The 18,829-nt window shown below is 71.4% G+C and carries 15 protein-coding genes and 2 pseudogenes; 12 read left to right on the top strand and 5 right to left on the bottom strand.

Going from position 1 to position 18,829, the window contains the following annotated elements:
• Positions 1–876, bottom strand: coding sequence for an amidohydrolase family protein (locus ACWC5O_RS04835; RefSeq protein ID WP_450585042.1), 876 nt, complete (start codon positions 874–876; stop codon positions 1–3).
• Positions 876–1,793, bottom strand: coding sequence for an SDR family NAD(P)-dependent oxidoreductase (locus tag ACWC5O_RS04840; protein ID WP_450585044.1), 918 nt, complete (start codon positions 1,791–1,793; stop codon positions 876–878). Before ACWC5O_RS04840 ends, ACWC5O_RS04835 begins: the two co-directional genes overlap by 1 nt.
• 238 nt (positions 1,794–2,031) lie before the next feature.
• Between ACWC5O_RS04840 and ACWC5O_RS04845 the strand changes: the two genes are divergently transcribed.
• The 3 genes from ACWC5O_RS04845 to ACWC5O_RS04855 all read left to right on the top strand — a co-directional run bounded on the left by ACWC5O_RS04845 (position 2,032) and on the right by ACWC5O_RS04855 (position 4,119).
• Positions 2,032–2,451: a MarR family winged helix-turn-helix transcriptional regulator gene (locus ACWC5O_RS04845; protein WP_450585089.1), complete on the top strand. Its 420-nt coding sequence runs from the start codon at positions 2,032–2,034 to the stop codon at positions 2,449–2,451.
• A complete protein-coding gene (locus ACWC5O_RS04850; protein ID WP_450585046.1) occupies positions 2,448–2,894 on the top strand; it encodes a helix-turn-helix domain-containing protein in 447 nt (148 codons plus the stop codon). The genes ACWC5O_RS04845 and ACWC5O_RS04850 overlap by 4 nt, the downstream gene beginning before the upstream one ends.
• A 430-nt stretch (positions 2,895–3,324) precedes the next feature.
• The gene (locus ACWC5O_RS04855) at positions 3,325–4,119 is read left to right on the top strand and encodes a DUF817 domain-containing protein (protein ID WP_450585047.1); all 795 of its coding nucleotides are present in this window, start codon (positions 3,325–3,327) and stop codon (positions 4,117–4,119) included.
• 94 nt (positions 4,120–4,213) lie between these two features.
• On the opposite strand, the gene ACWC5O_RS04860 is transcribed toward ACWC5O_RS04855, so the two are convergent.
• Complete coding sequence (locus ACWC5O_RS04860; protein WP_450585049.1) at positions 4,214–6,907, bottom strand: FAD/NAD(P)-binding protein; 2,694 nt, start codon at positions 6,905–6,907, stop codon at positions 4,214–4,216.
• A gap of 196 nt (positions 6,908–7,103) precedes the next feature.
• On the opposite strand from ACWC5O_RS04860, the gene ACWC5O_RS04865 reads away from it, so the two are divergent.
• From ACWC5O_RS04865 to ACWC5O_RS04875, 3 genes are all read left to right on the top strand, one after another.
• Positions 7,104–8,339 (top strand): L,D-transpeptidase, encoded by a 1,236-nt coding sequence (locus ACWC5O_RS04865; RefSeq protein ID WP_450585050.1) that lies wholly within the window; start codon positions 7,104–7,106, stop codon positions 8,337–8,339.
• Between the two features lie 183 nt (positions 8,340–8,522).
• Entirely contained in the window at positions 8,523–9,917 is a 1,395-nt protein-coding gene (locus ACWC5O_RS04870) for a glycoside hydrolase family 16 protein (protein ID WP_450585052.1), read from the top strand.
• Positions 9,918–10,129: 212 nt separating this feature from the next.
• Complete coding sequence (locus tag ACWC5O_RS04875; protein ID WP_450585054.1) at positions 10,130–10,435, top strand: hypothetical protein; 306 nt, start codon at positions 10,130–10,132, stop codon at positions 10,433–10,435.
• Here the strand turns inward: ACWC5O_RS04875 and ACWC5O_RS04880 are convergent.
• Positions 10,412–10,726 (bottom strand): annotated as a pseudogene (locus ACWC5O_RS04880) (SbtR family transcriptional regulator); the annotation flags it as partial. The gene ACWC5O_RS04875 and the pseudogene ACWC5O_RS04880 overlap by 24 nt on opposite strands.
• Positions 10,727–10,733: 7 nt before the next feature.
• On the opposite strand from ACWC5O_RS04880, the pseudogene ACWC5O_RS04885 reads away from it, so the two are divergent.
• Positions 10,734–10,868 (top strand): annotated as a pseudogene (locus ACWC5O_RS04885) (chlorophyllase); the annotation flags it as partial.
• Between the two features lie 13 nt (positions 10,869–10,881).
• Here the strand turns inward: ACWC5O_RS04885 and ACWC5O_RS04890 are convergent.
• Complete coding sequence (locus ACWC5O_RS04890) at positions 10,882–11,772, bottom strand: helix-turn-helix domain-containing protein (protein ID WP_450585055.1); 891 nt, start codon at positions 11,770–11,772, stop codon at positions 10,882–10,884.
• A 146-nt stretch (positions 11,773–11,918) separates the two neighbouring features.
• On the opposite strand from ACWC5O_RS04890, the gene tkt reads away from it, so the two are divergent.
• The 5 genes from tkt to pgi all read left to right on the top strand — a co-directional run.
• Complete coding sequence (gene tkt / locus ACWC5O_RS04895) at positions 11,919–13,994, top strand: transketolase (RefSeq protein WP_450585057.1); 2,076 nt, start codon at positions 11,919–11,921, stop codon at positions 13,992–13,994.
• Between the two features lie 19 nt (positions 13,995–14,013).
• Positions 14,014–15,156 carry a transaldolase gene (gene tal, locus ACWC5O_RS04900; RefSeq protein ID WP_450585059.1) on the top strand — a complete coding sequence of 381 codons (1,143 nt, stop codon included), beginning with the start codon at positions 14,014–14,016 and terminating at the stop codon, positions 15,154–15,156.
• Complete coding sequence (zwf, locus tag ACWC5O_RS04905) at positions 15,156–16,748, top strand: glucose-6-phosphate dehydrogenase (RefSeq protein WP_450585060.1); 1,593 nt, start codon at positions 15,156–15,158, stop codon at positions 16,746–16,748. The genes tal and zwf overlap by 1 nt, the downstream gene beginning before the upstream one ends.
• Entirely contained in the window at positions 16,745–17,671 is a 927-nt protein-coding gene (gene opcA, locus ACWC5O_RS04910) for a glucose-6-phosphate dehydrogenase assembly protein OpcA (RefSeq protein ID WP_450585062.1), read from the top strand. Before zwf ends, opcA begins: the two co-directional genes overlap by 4 nt.
• A gap of 1 nt (position 17,672) precedes the next feature.
• The coding region (gene pgi, locus ACWC5O_RS04915) for a glucose-6-phosphate isomerase (protein ID WP_450780919.1) at positions 17,673–18,829 on the top strand (1,157 nt) is incomplete at its 3' end.

The following is an 18,829-nucleotide window of genomic DNA, read 5'->3' on the forward strand; positions in this document are numbered from 1 at the left end:
TTACGGTTTCGTCAGCCCGAGCAGGCGGGCGGCGTTCTCCTTGAGGATCTTCGGCCTGACCTCGTCCTTGACGGGCAGCCCGGCGAAGTCGGCGAGCCAGCGGTCCGGGGTGAGGACGGGGAAGTCGGAGCCGAACAGGACCTTGTCCTTCAGCAGCGTGTTGGCGTACTGCACCAGTTGCGGCGGGAAGTACTTCGGCGACCAGCCGGACAGGTCGATGTGCACGCCCGGCTTGTGGGTGGCGACGGCCAGGGCCTCGTCCTGCCAGGGGAACGAGGGATGCGCCAGGATGATCTTGAGATGCGGGAAGTCGGCGGCGACGTCGTCCACATGCAGGGGGTTGGAGTACTTCAGGCGGATGCCGCCCCCGCCGGGAACGCCCGCGCCGATGCCGGTCTGGCCGCTGTGGAACAGGGCGATCGTGCCGGTCTCCTCGATCACCTCGTACAACGCGTACGCCACCGCGCGGTCGTTGGGGAAGAAGCCCTGGATGCCGGGGTGGAACTTGAAGCCCTTCACCCCGTACTCCGCCACCAGCCGCCGGGCCTGCCGTACGCCGGCCTTCCCGCGGAAGGGGTCGACGGAGGCGAAGGGGATCAGGACGTCCGCGTTGGCCGCGGCCGCCTCGGCCACCTCCTCGTTCGGGACGGGCGCGGTGCCGGTGGCGGACTCGGCGTCCACCGTGAAGATCACCGCGGCCATCCTCCGCTCGCGGTAGTACGCGGCCGTCTCCTCCAGGGTGGGCTTCCGCTTGCCCTCGACCTTGAAGTAGGCGGAGGAGGCGTCGTGCAGGTCGTCGTCCAGGGAGGAGTGGCCCTTCGAGGACACCTCCGCGTGGGTGTGGACGTCGATCGCGACCAGGTCCTCGATGTCCATCACGCCTCCGGGATCCTCGGTGCCGGGATGCCGACCGTCTGGGGTTCGGCGCCCACCGACGTGTGCCAGGCGTCGGCCAGCGCCTCCGGGCTCCAGCCGCCGTCCGCGTAGGCCGTCCGGATCTCCTGCGGGTGCGACCAGAGTGCCACCTTGTCGCCACCGATACCGATGGCCTGGCCGGTGATGCCGCGCGCCGCCTCGGAGGCGAGGAAGGGCACGAGGGCCGCACAGTCCTCGGGGGTGCCGAAGCCCTCGCCCCTGCGCAGGAAGTCCGGCAGCGGCTCGCCACCCCGCATCGCCTCGACGTAGGGGGCGAAGGCCGGGATCGTCTCGGTCATCGCGGTCGCGGCGACCGGCACGATCGCGTTGACGGTGATCTGTGCGCGGGCCAGCTCCATCGACCAGGTACGGGTCATGGCGGCGATGCCGGCCTTGGCGGCGGCGTAGTTGGTCTGCCCGAAGTTGCCGCGCTGCCCGGCCGGGGAGCCGACCAGGATGAGGGTGCCGCCCTCGCCCTGCTCGCGCATGCGGACGGCGGCGGCGCGGGCGCAGGTGAAGGTGCCCCTGAGGTGGGTGGTGACCACGGCGTCGAAGTCGTCGTCGGTCATCTTCCACAGCACCTTGTCGCGCAGGATGCCGGCGTTGGTGACCAGGACGTCGAGGCGGCCGAACTCCTCGACCGCGCGGGCGACCAGCCGGTCGGCGGCCTCGGCGGTGCCGACCGGGACCACCTCGGCCACGGCGGTGCCGCCGGCCTCGGTGAGGGACTTCACGGCCTGCTCGGCCACGGCCTCGTCGACGTCGTTGACGACCACCGAGGCGCCGTGGGCGGCTAGGGCGTGGGCGTAGGCGAGGCCGAGGCCCCGACCGCCGCCGGTGACGACGGCGGCCTTGCCGGTGAGATCGATGGGGGGCACGTGCGGGTCCCTTCGGACGGGAACGGCTCGGGAGGCGGACGGAGGCGTCCTGGAGAAGCGGACGGATGCGCCGCGAGATCGAAGCTAAGAGCAATAATTGTTGTCGTCAATAGTTGTTGCCGTCCTTCGGATGCGGCATGCTGGGCTCCACCCAGCCGAGGAGACCGAGACCAGGGGGCCCGCCATCACTCGCCGGCACACGAAGAACCCGAGCCCGATCGACGCGGACGAGCCGTGGATGCGCGGGCTGCACGCGGACACGGGCTATCTGCTGTACCGCCTCGGCCTGCGCTCCGGGCAGATGTTCAACACCTTCCTGCAGGAGTCCGGGCTGCGGCTGCGGCACTACGCGGTACTGCGCTTCCTCGCCACCTCCGAGGGCGCGCTCCAGCGCGAGCTGAGCACCCGGCTCGGCTACGACCCGAGCGCGATCGTGGGCCTGGTCGACGACCTGGAGAAGCTGGGCTTCGCCGAGCGCCGTTCCTCCCCCGACGACCGGCGCAGCAGGATCGTCGTACTGACCGAGGACGGCCGTACGTTCCTGCGCGACACCGACGAGGCGGGCCTGCGGGTGACGAACGACCTGCTGGCCCCGCTCGACGCGGCGGAGCGCGAGACGCTGCACGCGCTCCTCCTGCGGGTCGCCGACCAGCCATGACCGCCGTCCGCTCGGCGCACGAGCGGCTGCTGACCGTGCTCGCCGCGTTCGACCACGCGCACCCGGCACTGTCCCTGACGGACATCAGCCGCCGGGCCGGGCTCAGCCTGACCACCGCGCACCGGCTCGCGCACGCGCTCACCGCGTGGGGCGCCCTGGAGCGGGACGACGACGGCATCTACCACGTGGGGCCCAGGCTGTGGGAGCCGGCCGCGCTCGCCCCGCGGGGCCTGGCACTGCGGCAGGTCGCGCTGCCGTACCTGGAGGACCTGTACGAAGCGACCCACGAGAACGTGCAGTTGGCGGTGCGCGACCCGAGCGGCGGCGTGGTCGCGGCCGTCTCGGTGGTGGTGCCCCATGAGGGCGCCCGGACACCGGTGGTGATCCCGGTTGTGCGGCTGGCGGCGCGCGGGATGTCCCGGACGCTCGGCTGGCGGCCGTGAAGCGACCTGGACGGTGAGGTCCCCACGCCGTCGTGTTCCGGCGCGAGAACCCGGTGCGGCGGTGGGGCTGTCCAGGGCCGGTCGATGCCGGCGTCGGCGGCGGAGCACGCCGACGGCGTCCCGGCCGCCGCGGTCACCGCCGGCACCGCCGGCAGTCCGCCGAGCAGGCCCGCGGCGGCGAGCAGTGCGGCTCTCTTCGGCAACGGCTTCCCAGGCCTGCGGGAGTTCACCTCAGAGCGGCCCTTCTGTGGGGTGAAGAGGTACGTGAAGCTGAGCAGCCGAGAGGTTGCGGAGGCGTGGGTAAGCGCTGACAGTCAAAGGACGACGCACCGGCGGGGGCAGGGCTGTGCGCCGGTGACCAGCGCGGCCGGAGGGCCGATCGGCTCATCGGGCAACCGGAGCCGGGCCGGATGTCGTCCTCCTGATCACCATGCCCACTACACATCCGGCCGGCCTCCCGGCGTCCCCGATCAGCCAGTTGCTCGACTTCACCTGGACCCAGACCCGGGCCTGCGCCTTCGCCATCGCCCTGCTGTCCGGGGTGGCGGCATCGGCCCTGCTGCCACCGCTGCCGGTGGCCCGCTACGACCTGCTCGCCTGCTACGGCGTGCTCCTCACGCTGCTGTTCTGGCGGCGCGGCTGGGAGAGCGGACGCGACGTCGCCGTCATCGCCGCCTGCCACGTCATCGGTCTCGCCTTCGAGTTGGTGAAGGTCTCGCTCGGCTCGTGGAGCTACCCGGAACCGGCCGTGCTGAAGTTCGCGGGCGTCCCGCTGTACGGGGGCTTCCTCTACGCGGCCGTCGGCAGCTACATCTGCCGGGCCTGGCACCTGTTCGACCTGGAGGTGGTCCGCTACCGGCCACGGGCGACGGCCCTCGTGGCCGCCGCCGTCTACGTCAACTTCTTCAGCCACCACTGGCTGCCCGACGCCCGCTGGCCCCTGGCGGCCCTCCTCGTGGCCGTCACCGCGGGCACCACCGTGCACTTCACGGTGCGCGGGACACGGCGGCGCATGCCGCTCGCGCTGTCCTTCACCCTGATCGGGTTCTTCCTGTGGCTTGCGGAGAACCTCGCCACCTATGTGGGCGCGTGGCGCTACCCGTACCAGCTGCACGGCTGGCAGCCCGTCGACGTCGCCAAGTTCGGCGCTTGGGCCCTGCTCATCAGCGTCACGTTCGTCCTCGCGGCGTTCGGCCGGTCGAAGACACCCTCTGCACCTAAGTAGCTACCCTTCCCCCCAGGCTCTGCGGGCAGGGGGAGCCTGGGGCCCGTTTCCGACGTGTGACCGGATCGGGGCCCCGGTGGCGGCGGACGTCCGGTCAGTCGGGCAGGCCGGCCAGCAACCGCCGGTCCCGGGGTGCCGGTTTGCGGTCGAGGCGGGCGTCCAGGAGGCGGCGGGCGGCGTCGCAGCGGCCCGCCGCCATGAGGGCGTACAGCAGTGTCTCCTCGACGACCTCCCGCTGGGCCGCGCTGCCGCCGACGCTGCGCAGCACGGGCAGCAGCGCGTCGAGGCCACGGGCCGCCTCCACGAAGCGTTCCTCGACGAGCGCGGCGAGCGCCTCGCACAGCGGCGCGACGACCTCGCGTTGCACCAGGTCCGCCCCCAGGGCGTGGTCGCGCAGCCGGCGCAGGGCGGGCAGGTCCCCGGCGGCGGTGCGGGCGACCGCGACGTGCAGCGCGGTGAACGCGGTCGCCGGCCGCTCCAGCACCTCCCGCTCGACCGACTCCAGCACGTCGGCCGCGGGCAGTTCGCCCCGCCAGCTGTCGCTCAGCCGCGCCCGCCACAGCAGCGACCCCGAGTCGACCAGGGCCCGCATTCCGGTCACGCGGCCGGGCGCGAGCTGCGCGAACCAGCGCCTGCGGACCGCCGCCGGGTCGTCGAGGGCGAGTTCGTGCAGGGCGATGTGCCAGGAGAAGTGGGCCCGGTGCACCGCGCCCCGGCCCCGGCCGGACACCCAGCGGTCCAGCCAGTCACGTCCGGCCTCGTGGGCACCGGACTCGTAGTGCACGTGTGCCAGGGCGTGCACGGCGTGCCCGGAGGCGGGCTCGACGGCCAGCGCCCGGTGCGCCAGTTCGCCCGCCTCGTGCAGGCGGCCCTCCCCCTGGCGCAGAAAGGCGAGCAGCGAGGTGTGGAACCAGTGCCCGTCGTACGCCGGTGACGTCAGCCGGAGCAGACCGAGCGCGTCGTCGTCGTGCAGGTCGCTGACCCCGGAGAAGGCGATGGTGGGCACGGCGGCGGCGAGCGCGAGCGCGTCGGCGGGGTAGGTCCGCAGGTGTCGTACGAGCGCCTCGTCCCCGTCGTCGCCGGCGATGCGGCGCGTGACCACGTCCACGAAGGACCGCTCGCGTGCGTCGGCCCGCTCGCGGGCGCAGCGCTGTGCGTCGGCGAGGGCGCGGGGCACGTCGACGGCGGCCCCGCACTCGTGGCCCAGCAGGGCCAGGGCCGCGTGGCCGAGGGCGAATCCTGGGTCGAGGGCGACCGCGCGGGCGAAGGCCTGCGGGGCTCCGGAGCGGACCTTGAGGACCCGGTCGAGTCCGCCGCGATAGGCCGCGGCCGCCTCGGCGTGGGTGGTCAGGGCGAGGCCGTGCCCGTCGACGGGGCGGCGGGTCGTACGGCGCCTCGGCGCGAGCGGCACCAGCAGCTGTTGGGCCAAATCGGCTGCCTGGACGCGGATTTCGGGGATCGCGGTGGTCTCCCACAGCTCGCCCCGGCGCGGGGCGCCCAGCGTGAACAGCGGAAGCCCGGCATCGCCCCGGGCGTCGCGGAGGCGGCCGTCCCGGGTCGCGGCGCCCATGCCCAGGGGACCGGGAACCGCCGCCCCGGACGCGAACAGCCCACGCCACAGCGGGTCGTCGAGGTTGCGTCCCGGGCCGGTGCAGTCGACCACCCAGCCCACGTGCAGCGTACGACCGCCCGAGAGCTCGACGGCGATCCGTCCGCCGTCGGACGCCGTGGCCCGCACGACCGTACCCGTGTGGACCTGGAGGCGGCGCGCGGTGCGGGCCCGGGAGACGTGCTCGGCGGTGGCGGGGGCCATGCGGTGGCGGTGGGTGTTCCACAGGGCGCCCTCGCGGGCGAGGAACTCCTCCCGCTCCTCGGGAGTGAGGCTGCGCCACAGACGCGTGGTGTGCGGGCGGAGGCTGTCGAGGCCGGGGCGCCAGTCGCCGTGGGTGCGGACCGAGCGGCTGAGGTGCCGGTAGACGGCGCGGCGCAGCCGGCCCAGGGACGAGTCGTGCAGGTCCTGAGGCGCGGGCATCACGGCGGCCGGGCCGAGCGCGTGCGGCTGCGGCAGCAGGCCGTTGCGGGAGAGGGCGTGCACGGTGCGGCCGGGGCGGTCGAGGGTCAGGGCGAGGTCGACGGCGGTGAGGCCGGTGCCGACGAGCAGCACGTCGTCACTGCCGTCCCGGGCTCCGTCCAAGGCGCCTTCCAAGGCCCCGTCCAGCGCGCCCGGTGCCCACGGCGTGCCGACGAAGCGAGGCGAGGCGCGCAGGGCGGGCGGAGCCCATGCGGCGGTCGCGGCGGCGGGACCGGTGGCGAGGACGGCGGCGTCGGCGGTCAGGCGTCCCCCGTCGGCGAGGTGCAGCTCCACCCTGCCGTCGGGGGTGCCGGTACAGTCCTGCGCCCGGGTGCGCAGCCGGCGTACGGCGACCGTGCCGTGGGCGCGGACGATGGCCTGGCCGAGGGTGTCGGCGAGGTAGGCGCCGTAGCGGTAGCGGGTGGCGTAGTCGGCGCCGGTGACCTCGGGTTCGCCGTGCCGGCACAGCCAGCGGGTGAAGTGGCCAGGATCGTCGGGGTAGGCGCTCATGTTGTCCGCGGGCACGTTCAGGCGGTGGCGTGGGTCGCGGGTGGCGTAGGCGGTGCCCCGGCCCGCTTCGGGGGCCGCGTCGATCAGGACGACGTCGAGGGGAGTCCGGCGGCGGGTCGCCGTCTCGCAGAGCTGGACGGCGGTCAGGGCGCCCGCCGCGCCGGCTCCGACGATGGCCACGGTGTGCCGCTTGCGGACTTCGGTCACGGATACCTCCGGCGGGTCGCTGAAACTGTTTCTTCACTCTTCCGATCGGGTCCCGGCCCCCACAACCACGACTTCCAGCCGTCTCTCCGCGTGTCCTCACGGGAATCTCAGGGAGCACCCCTCGGATTCAAAGGGTCGGCCCAGACAACCGGCTCAGGATGCCCACGCACCGACAGACAACTCAGGAAGGCGTGTCGTGGGCGTCTCGCACATATCGAACCGGTCGGGACAGCGGTCGCGCGGGTGGTCCCGGCGTGGGATCCTCGCCGCTCTCGGGGCGGTACCGGCCGCCACCGTGGCGGGCTGCGGTTCCTCGGCGGCCTCGGGCGGCAAGGGCGCGACGGCGTCCACGCAGGCCGCGACGACGAAGAAGGCGACCATCGCCGTCACGCCCGCGGCCGGCACGAAGAAGGCCGGCTTCACCAGCCCGGTCGAGGTCACCGTCACCGACGGCACGCTGTCCTCCGTCCACGTCACCGGCAACGACGGCTCCACCCTGGCCGGCACCCTCAACTCGGCCAGGACCAAGTGGACTTCGGCCCGAAATCCCTACTCGGGAACGAAGTACACGGTGACGGCCAAGGCGCAGGGCGCCGCCGAGGAGACCGTCTCGACGTTCACCACCAGGTCGCCCGGCGCCACGTTCGTCGGCTACTTCACGCCCGAAGCGGGCTCCACCTCCGGGGTCGGCATGCCGGTGTCGATCAACTTCACGCACGCCGTCGCCGACCGGGCCGCCGTCCAGAAGGCGATCACGGTGACCACCGAACCGGCCGTCGAGGTGGTCGGCCACTGGTTCAGCGACTCCCGGCTGGACTTCCGGCCGGAGACCTACTGGGCCCCCGGCACGGAGATCACCCTGAGTCTGCGGCTGAAGGACGTCGAGGGCGCGGACGGCGTCTACGGCGTCCAGCACAAGGACGTCACCTTCCATATCGGCCGCGAGCAGATCAGCACGGTCGACCTCGCGACGAAGACGATGACGGTCCGCCGGAACGGGCAGACCGCCGCCACCTGTCCGGTCACCGGCGGCGACACCGGCCACACCACCTGGTCCGGGATCATGGTGATCAGCGAGCGGTTCAAGCAGACCCGGATGGAGTCGTCCACGGTCGGCCTCGGCGACGAGTACGACATCCCGGACGTGCCGCACGCCCAGCGGCTCACGACCTCCGGCACCTTCGTGCACGGCAACTACTGGGCGTCCACCACGGTGTTCGGGCAGCAGAACACCAGTCACGGCTGCATCGGTCTGCACGACGCCAAGGGCGCGGGCGACAGCTCCGTGGCCGGCTACGAGTTATACGAGAGTTCGATGCTCGGCGACGTGGTGATCGTGAAGAACTCCGGCGAGAGGACGGTGGACCCGGCCAACGGGCTCAACGGGTGGAACCTGTCGTGGGCCGACTGGAAGGCGGGCAGCGCGGTCTGAGCCGGTCTGGGTGGCTTCATGGAGTGAACTCCCGTGCGCCAAAAGGAGTTTCTCTGCTTTAACTCTTGACGATCGCAGGGCCGGAGAGCACATTGGCGACACCTTGAGAGCGCTCTCACTCCGTCACGGGAGCGCTCTCACAGGGCTCCCCGCACTCCCTCCGTACCCGAGAGGCCCTCCCCCATGAGCGAATCCTCCGGCATACCCAGACCCGGCGCCTTCCGTCGCGCGCTCGTCGCCGCCGTCGCCACGCTCGGTCTGGCCGCGACCGTCGCGACGGCGGCGACCGCACCCGCCAGCGCCTCCGCCCCCACACCCCCGTCGGGCTGGACACAGCTCTTCCTGGACGACTTCAACGGCTCGGCCGGCTCCGGCGTCAACACCTCCGACTGGCAGTACGACACAGGCACTTCGTACCCTGGCGGCGCCGCGAACTGGGGCACCGGCGAGGTCGAGACGATGACCTCCAGCACCAACAACGTCTCGCTGGACGGCAACGGCAACCTGCTCATCACCCCGCGCCGCGACGCGTCCGGCAACTGGACCTCCGGGCGCATCGAGACGACCCGCACCGACTTCCGGCCACCGGCCGGCGGCAAGCTGCGCGTGCAGGCCCGTATCCAGATGCCCAACGTCACCGGCGCGGCCGCCAAGGGCTACTGGCCGGCGTTCTGGATGCTGGGCGCGCCCTACCGCGGCAACTACCAGAACTGGCCGAGCGTCGGCGAGCTGGACATCATGGAGAACGTCCAGGGCCTGAACACCGACTGGGCCACAATGCACTGCGGCACCAACCCGGGCGGCCCCTGCAACGAGACCTCCGGCATCGGCAACTCCACCTCCTGCACCGGCAGCACCTGCCAGGCGGGCTTCCACACCTACGCGATGGAGTGGGACCGCTCGACCAGCCCCGAGGAGATCCGCTTCTACCTCGACGGCGTCAGCTTCCACACGGTCAAGGCCAACCAGGTCGACGCCACGACCTGGGCCAACGCCACGGACCACGGCTTCTTCGTCATCCTGAACGTGGCGATGGGCGGCGGCTTCCCGGCCGCCTTCGGCGGCGGCCCGGACAGCGGCACCGAGCCGAACCACCCGATGGTCGTGGACTACGTACAGGTGCTCCAGGCCACGGGCGGCGGCACCACTCCCCCGCCCTCCGGCAACCGGGACGCCTACAGCGCGATCCAGGCCGAGTCGTACGACAGCCAGTCCGGCGTGAACACCGAGACCACCACGGACACCGGCGGCGGACAGGACATCGGCTCCCTCGCGAACGGCGACTGGGCCCTCTACAAGGGCGTCGACTTCGGCTCCACACCGGCCACCCAGTTCTACGGGCGGGTGGCGAGCGGCGCCGGGTCCGGGGTGAGCGGCCTGGTCGAGGTCCGCCTCGACAGCCGCAGCAACGCCCCCATCGGCAGCTTCGCGCTGTCCAACACCGGGGGCTGGCAGAGCTGGAGGACGATCCCGGCGAACATCGGCTCGGTGACCGGCACGCACGACGTCTACCTCACCTTCACCAGCGGCCAGCCGTCCGACTTCGTGAACGTGAACTGGTTCGACTTCGGCCACTGACAAGGGTGTCGACGCCGCCCCGCGAGCAGGACCGACGCGGCCGGCGCATTCAGCCCGGCCCGGGAGGGAGCGCACACTCGCCCCCTCCCGGACCGGGCTGACGCACGCGCGGCGGGGCTGCGAGGATGTGTGGCGTGGTGACGGATGCGGAGTGGGAACGGACGCGGAGGAGTCTTCGCTTCGGGCAGGCCTTCCGAGGCACTGTCGTGAAAGTGCCCAGGCCCGGAACGATCGGGATCTTCGTGGACATCGGCCTGGACGTCGGAGGCTTCGTGGACGCCCTGCTGCTGCCGGAGCAGGAAGAACTCTGGCCCGCCGAAGGCACGGTCGCCGATTTCGAGATCTGGTGGGCGGACAGCCGCCGGCAGATCCGCCTGAAACCGTCCGATCCGCGCTACCTGCGGAGCGACTTCGCGGAGTACACCGCACGCTTCAGGCCCGGATGGCCGTCCGACATCGGCCGGCCCGTGCTCGCCGACGGACCGTCGTCGCCGTCAGGCCGACTGCGGTCGCCGTAGCCCCCGAAGGAGCAGTTCGACCAGTCGGCGGGGGTCGTAGCGGGGGTCGCTGTCGCGGCCGATGCAGAGGTTGCCGATGCCGCGCATCAGTTCGTAGGGGTGCGTACCGGGCCGGATCTCGCCGGCGTCGACCGCGGCGTCGAGCAACTGTGCGCAGACGGGCACCAGGCGGTCGAGGAAGTAGGTGTGCAGCGCCTCGAAGCCGCCACTGTCCGATTGCATCGCGTTGGCGAGTCCGTGCTTCGTGACGAGGAAGTCGACGAAGAGGCCGACCCACTGACCGAGTGCCGCGAGCGAGCGAGTGGCCGCGATCCAGCGGCTCACCTGGGCCTACCTCCGCACCCGGCTCAACCCCGGGGATCCCGCCTGGCAGGCGGCGTGTGACGCACTGACGGCCGGTCCGAGCCCGCTCGGACGGGTCGAGTCCAAGTAACCCTGAGGCGCCCTTACCGCAGCTCCGCCCGGAACGCCGCCGGCGTGACGCCGGTGTGCAGATGGAAGAACTTGGAGAAGTTCGCCGCGTCGGGAAAGCCCACGGCCGCCCCGACGCGGCCGATCGGCAGGTCCGTGTGGGCGAGGAGGCGCTTGGCCTCCAGGACCACCCGCTTGTCGATGAACCCCTTCGGCGTCTCGCCGGTGGCCGCACCGACCGCACGGACGAGGGTGCGGCGGGAGTATCCGAGCGCGTCGGCGTACGCGCTGACGCTGTGGTTGGTGGCGAATCCCTGCTCGACCGCGTCCCGGAAGAGGGTGAAGGTGGTGTCCGTCTGCTCCCGGGACGACTCCGCCGAACTGGCCGCGAGGTGCGCCAGACGCAGCAGGAACGCAGTCAGCGTGTGCCGGAGCACGGCCGTGTGCAGGCTCAGCGGGAGTGTCGCGGTGTCCTCGTACTCGCGGCGCAGTTGCTCGAGAGAAGCCTGGAGCGCGGCCAGTTGTGCCGGGTCGGGGTGCAGCAGCGGGGGCAGGTCGTAGCGGTAGAGGCCGGTGGCCTCGACGGTGGCGCGGGGCAGGAAGCCGGGCTGCATGGTCAGGACGGTGCCGCGGTACTCGCTGGTCCGGGAGAACCGGTGGACCTGTCCGGGGCGGATCCACAGCAGGTCGCCGGCCGACGCCTCGTACTCGGCGAAGTCGATCATGTGCCGTACGGGGCCCCCGGTGAAGAGCATGACGACGTGGAAGTCGATGCGGTGGACGCGGTGCAGCGGGGCGTCGACGTGCCAGGTGTGGTCGGTCCCCATGGGGCCGACCTGCATGCCGACGCCGCCGACGGCCAGCTCGGCCGGGAAGGGGAAGGTTCTGATGCCCTCACCGTCACCTTGGTGTGTTCTGTCCGCCATGTCCTGCTCGTGCCGTCCCTGTCGCGCGTTCACTGTCCCAGATTCACCACAGGCTGACACACCTCTCCCTTCCCTCGAAAAAGTCAGACTTTTACTTTTGAACGCGTCCGGCCAGCGATCACGCACTGAACGAGGACTTCTTGAAGATGAGCACGCAGACATCCGACGGCTTCGAGTGGACCGACCTCGACCGGCGTGCCGTGGACACGGCCCGACTTCTCGCGGCTGACGCCGTACAGAAGGTCGGCAACGGCCACCCGGGCACCGCGATGAGCCTGGCCCCTGCCGCCTACACGATCTTTCAGAAGGTGATGCGGCACGACCCGGCCGACCCCGAGTGGACCGGCCGTGACCGCTTCGTGCTGTCCCCCGGCCACACCTCGCTGACCCTCTACACCCAGCTCTTCCTCGCCGGGTACGAGCTGGAGCTGGACGACCTGAAGGCGTTCCGCACGCACGGCTCGAAGACGCCCGGCCACCCCGAGTACGGGCACACCGCCGGCGTCGAGACCACCACCGGCCCGCTCGGGCAGGGCGTCGCCAACGCCGTCGGGATGGCGATGGCCGCCCGCTACGAGCGCGGCCTCTTCGACCCGGAGGCCCCCGAGGGCACCTCCCCCTTCGACCACACCGTCTGGGCGATCGTCTCCGACGGCGACCTGGAGGAGGGCGTCTCCGCCGAGGCCTCCTCCCTGGCCGGTCACCAGAAGCTCGGCAACCTGGTCTTCCTCTACGACGACAACCACATCTCCATCGAGGGCGACACCGCGACCGCCTTCTCGGAGGACGTGCTGAAGCGGTACGAGGCATACGGCTGGCACACCCAGCGCATCGAGCCCACCGCCGACGGCGACGTCGACGTGCCCGCCCTGTACACGGCGCTGAAGGCCGCGCAGGCCGAGACCGAGCGGCCCTCGATCATCGCGATGCGCACGATCATCGCCTGGCCGGCCCCGAACGCGCGGAACACCGAGGCCTCCCACGGCTCCGCGCTCGGCGCGGACGAGATCGCGGCCACCAAGCGCGTCCTCGGCTTCGACCCGGAGCAGTCCTTCGAGGTCGCCGACGAGGTCCTGCACCACACCCGCCGGGCCCTGGACCGGGGCGCCGAGGCGCACATCGCCTGGGACAAGCGGATCGCCGAATGGCGCGCGACCGACACTGAGCGGGCAAGGCTGTTCGACCGGATCAGCAAGGGCGAGCTGCCCGAGGGCTGGGAGGACGCCCTGCCGGTGTTCGAGGAGGGCAAGTCCGTCGCCACCCGCGCCGCCTCCGGCAAGGTGCTGCAGGCGCTCGGCCCGGTCCTGCCCGAGCTGTGGGGCGGCTCCGCCGACCTGGCCGGCTCGAACAACACCACCATCGACAAGGCCAGCTCCTTCCTGCCCAACGGCAACCCGCTGCCCGAGGCGGACCCGTACGGCCGTACCGTCCACTTCGGCATCCGCGAGTTCTCGATGGCCGCGGAGATGAACGGCATCGCCCTGCACGGCAACACGCGCATCTACGGCGGCACCTTCCTGGTCTTCTCCGACTACATGCGCAACGCCGTCCGGATGTCGGCGCTGATGCAGCTGCCGGTGACGTACGTGTGGACGCACGACTCCATCGGCCTCGGCGAGGACGGGCCCACCCACCAGCCGGTCGAGCACCTGGCCTCGCTGCGCGCGATCCCGGGCCTGAACATCGTCCGCCCGGCGGACGCCAACGAGACCGCGATCGCCTGGGCCGAGATCCTGAAGAGGCACGCCACCGACCCGGCCCCGCACGGGCTCGCGCTCACCCGCCAGGGCGTGCCCGTGTACGCGCCTCACGAGGACGCGGCCAAGGGCGGCTACGTGCTGCGCGAGTCCTCGACCGAGACCCCGGAGGTGATCATCATCGCGACCGGTTCCGAGGTGCAGCTGGCCGTCGCCGCGCGGGAGCAGCTGGAGGCCGAGGGGATCGGCACGCGGGTGGTGTCGATGCCGTCCGTGGAGTGGTTCGAGGAGCAGCCGCGCGCCTACCGCGAGAGCGTGCTGCCGCCGGCCGTGAAGGCCCGCGTCGCCGTCGAGGCCGGTATCGGTCTGACGTGGTACCGGTTCGTGGGCGACGCAGGTCGGATTGTCTCACTCGAACATTTCGGTGCCTCCGCCGACGCGACCACACTGTTCGCCGAGTTCGGCTTCACCCCCGAGAACGTCGCCGCCGCTGCCCGCGAATCGCTGGCCGCCGCGCGCGCCTGATACCGACGCGACTAGAAAGATGATCACTGTGACCGAAGCAATCGCGACCCCGGGAGCCCTCGAGCGCCTCGCCGACGAGGACGTGTCGATCTGGCTGGACGACCTGTCGCGCAAGCGGATCACGTCGGGCGGTCTGGCCGAGCTGGTGCAGAGCGGTGGAGTCGTCGGCGTCACCACCAACCCGTCGATCTTCCAGGCGGCCATCGGCTCCGGCGAGGGCTACGAGGAGCAACTGACCGACCTCGCCGTACGGGGTGTCACGGTCGACGAGGCCGTGCGGATGATGACGACCGCCGACGTGCGTGCGGCCGCCGACATCCTGCGTCCGGTGTACGACGCCACCGGTGGCCGCGACGGCCGGGTCTCCATCGAGGTCGACCCCCGTCTCGCGCACCACACCGTGGCGACGGTCGCCGAGGCCAGGCAGCTGGCCTGGCTGGTCGACCGCCCCAACGTGATGATCAAGATCCCGGCGACCAAGGCGGGCCTCCCGGCCATCACCGAGGTCATCGGCCTGGGCATCAGCGTCAACGTGACGCTGATCTTCTCCCTGGAGCGCTACCGCGAGGTCATGGCCGCCTACCTGGCCGGTCTGGAGAAGGCCCGCGAGCGGGGCCTGGACCTGTCGACGATCCACTCGGTGGCGTCCTTCTTCGTCTCCCGCGTCGACAGCGAGATCGACAAGCGGCTGACCGCCCTCGGCACCGACGAGGCCCTCGCGCTCAAGGGCCGGGCGGCGCTCGCCAACGCGCGGCTCGCCTACGAGGCGTACGAGGAAGTCTTCGCCTCCGAGGGCTGGCAGGCGCTCGCGGCGGACAAGGCGAACAAGCAGCGCCCGCTGTGGGCCTCCACCGGCGTGAAGGATCCCGCGTACAAGGACACGCTGTACGTGGACGAGCTGGTCGCGCCCGGCACCGTGAACACGATGCCGGAGGCCACCCTGAAGGCCACCGCCGACCACGGCGAGATCACCGGCGACACGGTGACCGGCGGCTACGCGCAGGCCCGCGCCGACCTCGCCGCCGTGGAGCGGCTCGGCATCTCCTACGACGAGGTCGTCCAGCAGCTGGAGGACGAGGGCGTCGCCAAGTTCGAGACGGCCTGGCAGGAGCTGCTGGACGCCGTCACCAAGTCCCTGGACAGCAAGGGAGTTGACGCGTAATGACGACCAAGGCTCCGGAACCCGAGACGCCCCCCGCCACGCAGGTCGGTGTCCCGGAGGCCCCGGCCACCGACTGGGACAACCCGCTGCGGGACGCCCGCGACCGCCGGCTCCCCCGTATCGCGGGCCCCTCCGGTCTGGTCATCTTCGGTGTGACCGGCGACCTGTCCCGCAAGAAGCTGATGCCGGCCGTGTACGACCTGGCCAACCGCGGCCTGCTGCCGCCGGGCTTCTCCCTCGTGGGCTTCGCCCGCCGGGACTGGGAGGACCAGGACTTCGCGCAGGTCGTCCATGACGCGGTGCGCGAGCACTCCCGCACCCCGTTCCGCGAGGAGGTGTGGCAGCAGCTCGCCGAGGGCATGCGGTTCATCCCGGGCGACTTCGACGACGACACCGCCTTCAAGCAGCTGAAGCAGGCCGTCGAGGAGCTGGATGCCTCCCGCGGCACCGGCGGCAACTTCGCCTTCTACCTCTCGGTGCCGCCGAAGTTCTTTCCCAAGGTCGTGCAGCAGCTGAAGAAGCACGGTCTGGCCAACCCGCCGCAGGGTTCCTGGCGCCGGGCGGTCATCGAGAAGCCGTTCGGCCACGACCTGAAGTCGGCGCAGGAGCTGAACGCGGTCGTGCACGACGTGTTCGAGCCCGACCAGGTCTTCCGGATCGACCACTACCTCGGCAAGGAGACCGTCCAGAACATCCTGGCCCTCCGCTTCGCCAACCAGATGTACGAGCCGATCTGGAACCGCAGTTACGTCGACCACGTGCAGATCACCATGGCCGAGGACATCGGCATCGGCGGCCGCGCGGGCTACTACGACGGCATCGGGTCGGCCCGTGACGTCATCCAGAACCACCTCCTGCAGCTGATGGCGCTCACCGCCATGGAGGAGCCCATCGCGTTCGACGCGGAGGCGCTGCTGACCGAGAAGCTGAAGGTGCTCAAGTCGGTGCGGCTGCCGCAGGAGCTGGGCAACCACACCGTGCGCGGCCAGTACGCGGCCGGCTGGCAGGGCGGCGAGAAGGTCGTCGGCTACCTCGACGAGGACGGCATCGACCCCAAGTCGAAGACCGACACCTTCGCCGCGATCAAGCTGGGCATCGACAACCGCCGCTGGGCGGGCGTCCCGTTCTACCTGCGCACCGGCAAGCGGCTCGGCCGCCGGGTCACCGAGATCGCGGTGGTCTTCAAGCGGGCCCCGCACTCCCCGTTCGACTCCACCGCCACCGAGGAGCTGGGCCAGAACGCGATCGTCATCCGCGTCCAGCCCGACGAGGGCATGACCGTCCGGTTCGGCTCCAAGGTGCCGGGCACCTCGATGGAGATCCGGGACGTGTCCATGGACTTCGCCTACGGCGAGTCGTTCACCGAGTCGAGCCCGGAGGCGTACGAGCGGCTCATCCTGGACGTACTGCTCGGCGACGCCAATCTGTTCCCCCGTCACCAGGAAGTGGAAGAGTCCTGGAAGATCCTCGACCCGATCGAGGGGTACTGGGCGGCGCACGGCAGGCCGGCGCAGTACGCGTCGGGCAGCTGGGGACCCAGGGAAGCGGACGAGATGCTCGCACGAGACGGACGGAGCTGGCGCAGGCCATGAAGATCGACCTGACCGACACCACGGCAAGCAAGATCAACAAGGCGCTGGTGCAGGGCCGCCGCGCCATCGGCACCCCCGCCGTGGGCATGGTCCTGACGATGGTCATCGTCACGGACGAGGAGAACGCCTACGACTCGATCCGGGCCGCCGAGGAGGCCTCGCACGAGCACCCCTCGCGCACCCTGGTCGTCATCAAGCGGCACGCCCGCACCCTGCGCGACCGCACCGCCTCGCGCCTGGACGCCGAGGTCCGGGTCGGCTCGGAGGCCGGCACCGGCGAGACCGTGGTGCTGCGGACCTACGGCGAGGTGTCCGACCACGCCGACTCCGTGGTCCTGCCGCTGCTGCTGCCGGACGCCCCGGTGGTCGTGTGGTGGCCGGTGGAGGCGCCGGACACCCCCTCCAAGGACCCGCTCGGCGCGCTCGCCCAGCGCCGGATCACCGACCTGTACGCGGTCGAGCGGCCGATGGAGGTCCTGGAGACCCGGGTCGGCAACTACGCGCCCGGCGACACGGACCTCGCCTGGACCCGGCTCACGCCGTGGCGCTCCATGCTGGCCGCCGCCCTGGACCAGGCCCGCGCGAAGGTGACCTCGGCGGCCGTGGAGGCCGAGGCGGACAACCCCAGCGCCGAACTCCTCGCCCGCTGGCTGGAGGCCCGCCTGCACGTCCGGGTGGACCGCGTGGTCACCGCGGGCCCGGTCGTCACGGCCGTACGCCTCGGCACCGCGAACGGCGAGATCGTCATCGACCGGCCCGAAGGGCCCCTCGCGACGCTGACCCTGCCCGGCCAGCCGCCGCGCACTCTCGCCCTGAAGGTCCGTGCCACCTCCGAACTCATCGCCGAGGAGCTGCGCCGCCTCGACGCCGACGAGATGTACGCCATCGCCCTCAAGGGCGAGGCCACCAAGGAGAACGCCTGAGATGTCCGACGCACCGTCAGACTCCCCCGAGCTCAACCGCCGGCCCGAGTGGACGGCCCTCGCCGGCCACCGCGCCGGGGGGCAGCCGCACCTGCGTGAGCTGTTCGCGACGGACCCCGGCCGCGCCGAGCGGTACGTCGTCCGGGTCGGCGATCTGCACATCGACTACAGCAAGCACCTGATCACCGACGAGACCCTGGCCCTCCTCCAGGAACTCGCCACCGCCACCGGCGTGTTCGCGCTGCGGGACGCCATGTTCCGCGGCGAGAAGATCAACATCACCGAGCGGCGGGCCGTCCTGCACACCGCGCTGCGCGCCCCGCGGGACGCGGTGGTCGAGGTCGACGGCGAGAACGTCGTACCGCGCGTGCACGCCGTCCTGGACAAGATGGCGGCCTTCGCCGAGCGGGTCCGCTCGGGCGAGTGGACCGGCCACACCGGCAGGCGGATCCGCAACGTCGTGAACATCGGCATCGGCGGCTCCGACCTCGGCCCGGCGATGGCCTACGACGCCCTGCGCGCCTACACGGCACGCGAGTTGACGTTCCGCTTCGTGTCGAACGTGGACGGCGCCGACCTGCACGAGGCCACCCGCGACCTGGACCCGGCGGAGACCCTGTTCATCGTCGCGTCCAAGACCTTCACCACGATCGAGACGATCACCAACGCCACCTCGGCGCGTTCCTGGCTGCTGAAGGCCTTCGAGGGCGACGAGAAGGCGGTCGCGAAGCACTTCGTGGCCCTGTCCACGAACGCCGGCAAGGTCACCGAGTTCGGCATCGACCCGGACAACATGTTCGAGTTCTGGGACTGGGTCGGCGGGCGCTACTCGTACGACTCCGCGATCGGCCTGTCCCTGATGATCGCCATCGGCCCGGACCGGTTCCGGGAGATGCTCGACGGCTTCCGGACCGTCGACGACCACTTCCGCACCGCGCCCGCGCAGGCCAACGCGCCGCTGCTGATGGGCCTGTTGGGGATCTGGTACGGCAACTTCCACGACGCCCAGTCGCACGCGGTGCTGCCGTACAGCCACTACCTGTCGAAGTTCACGGCGTACCTGCAGCAGCTGGACATGGAGTCCAACGGCAAGTACGTGGCGCGGGACGGGGGGCAGGTCGAGTGGCAGACCGGTCCGGTGGTGTGGGGCACGCCCGG

Source organism: Streptomyces sp. NPDC001450 (genome assembly GCF_053597295.1).

Coding starts and splice junctions, on each gene's coding strand:
- ACWC5O_RS04855 (WP_450585047.1), top strand. CDS start 3,325: ATGCCCACTACACATCCGGCCGGCCTCCCGGCGTCCCCGATCAGCCAG.
- opcA (WP_450585062.1), top strand. CDS start 16,745: ATGAAGATCGACCTGACCGACACCACGGCAAGCAAGATCAACAAGGCG.
- tkt (WP_450585057.1), top strand. CDS start 11,919: ATGAGCACGCAGACATCCGACGGCTTCGAGTGGACCGACCTCGACCGG.
- ACWC5O_RS04850 (WP_450585046.1), top strand. CDS start 2,448: ATGACCGCCGTCCGCTCGGCGCACGAGCGGCTGCTGACCGTGCTCGCC.
- tal (WP_450585059.1), top strand. CDS start 14,014: ATGATCACTGTGACCGAAGCAATCGCGACCCCGGGAGCCCTCGAGCGC.
- ACWC5O_RS04890 (WP_450585055.1), bottom strand. CDS start 11,772: ATGGCGGACAGAACACACCAAGGTGACGGTGAGGGCATCAGAACCTTC.
- ACWC5O_RS04845 (WP_450585089.1), top strand. CDS start 2,032: ATGCGCGGGCTGCACGCGGACACGGGCTATCTGCTGTACCGCCTCGGC.
- zwf (WP_450585060.1), top strand. CDS start 15,156: ATGACGACCAAGGCTCCGGAACCCGAGACGCCCCCCGCCACGCAGGTC.
- ACWC5O_RS04835 (WP_450585042.1), bottom strand. CDS start 876: ATGGACATCGAGGACCTGGTCGCGATCGACGTCCACACCCACGCGGAG.
- ACWC5O_RS04870 (WP_450585052.1), top strand. CDS start 8,523: ATGAGCGAATCCTCCGGCATACCCAGACCCGGCGCCTTCCGTCGCGCG.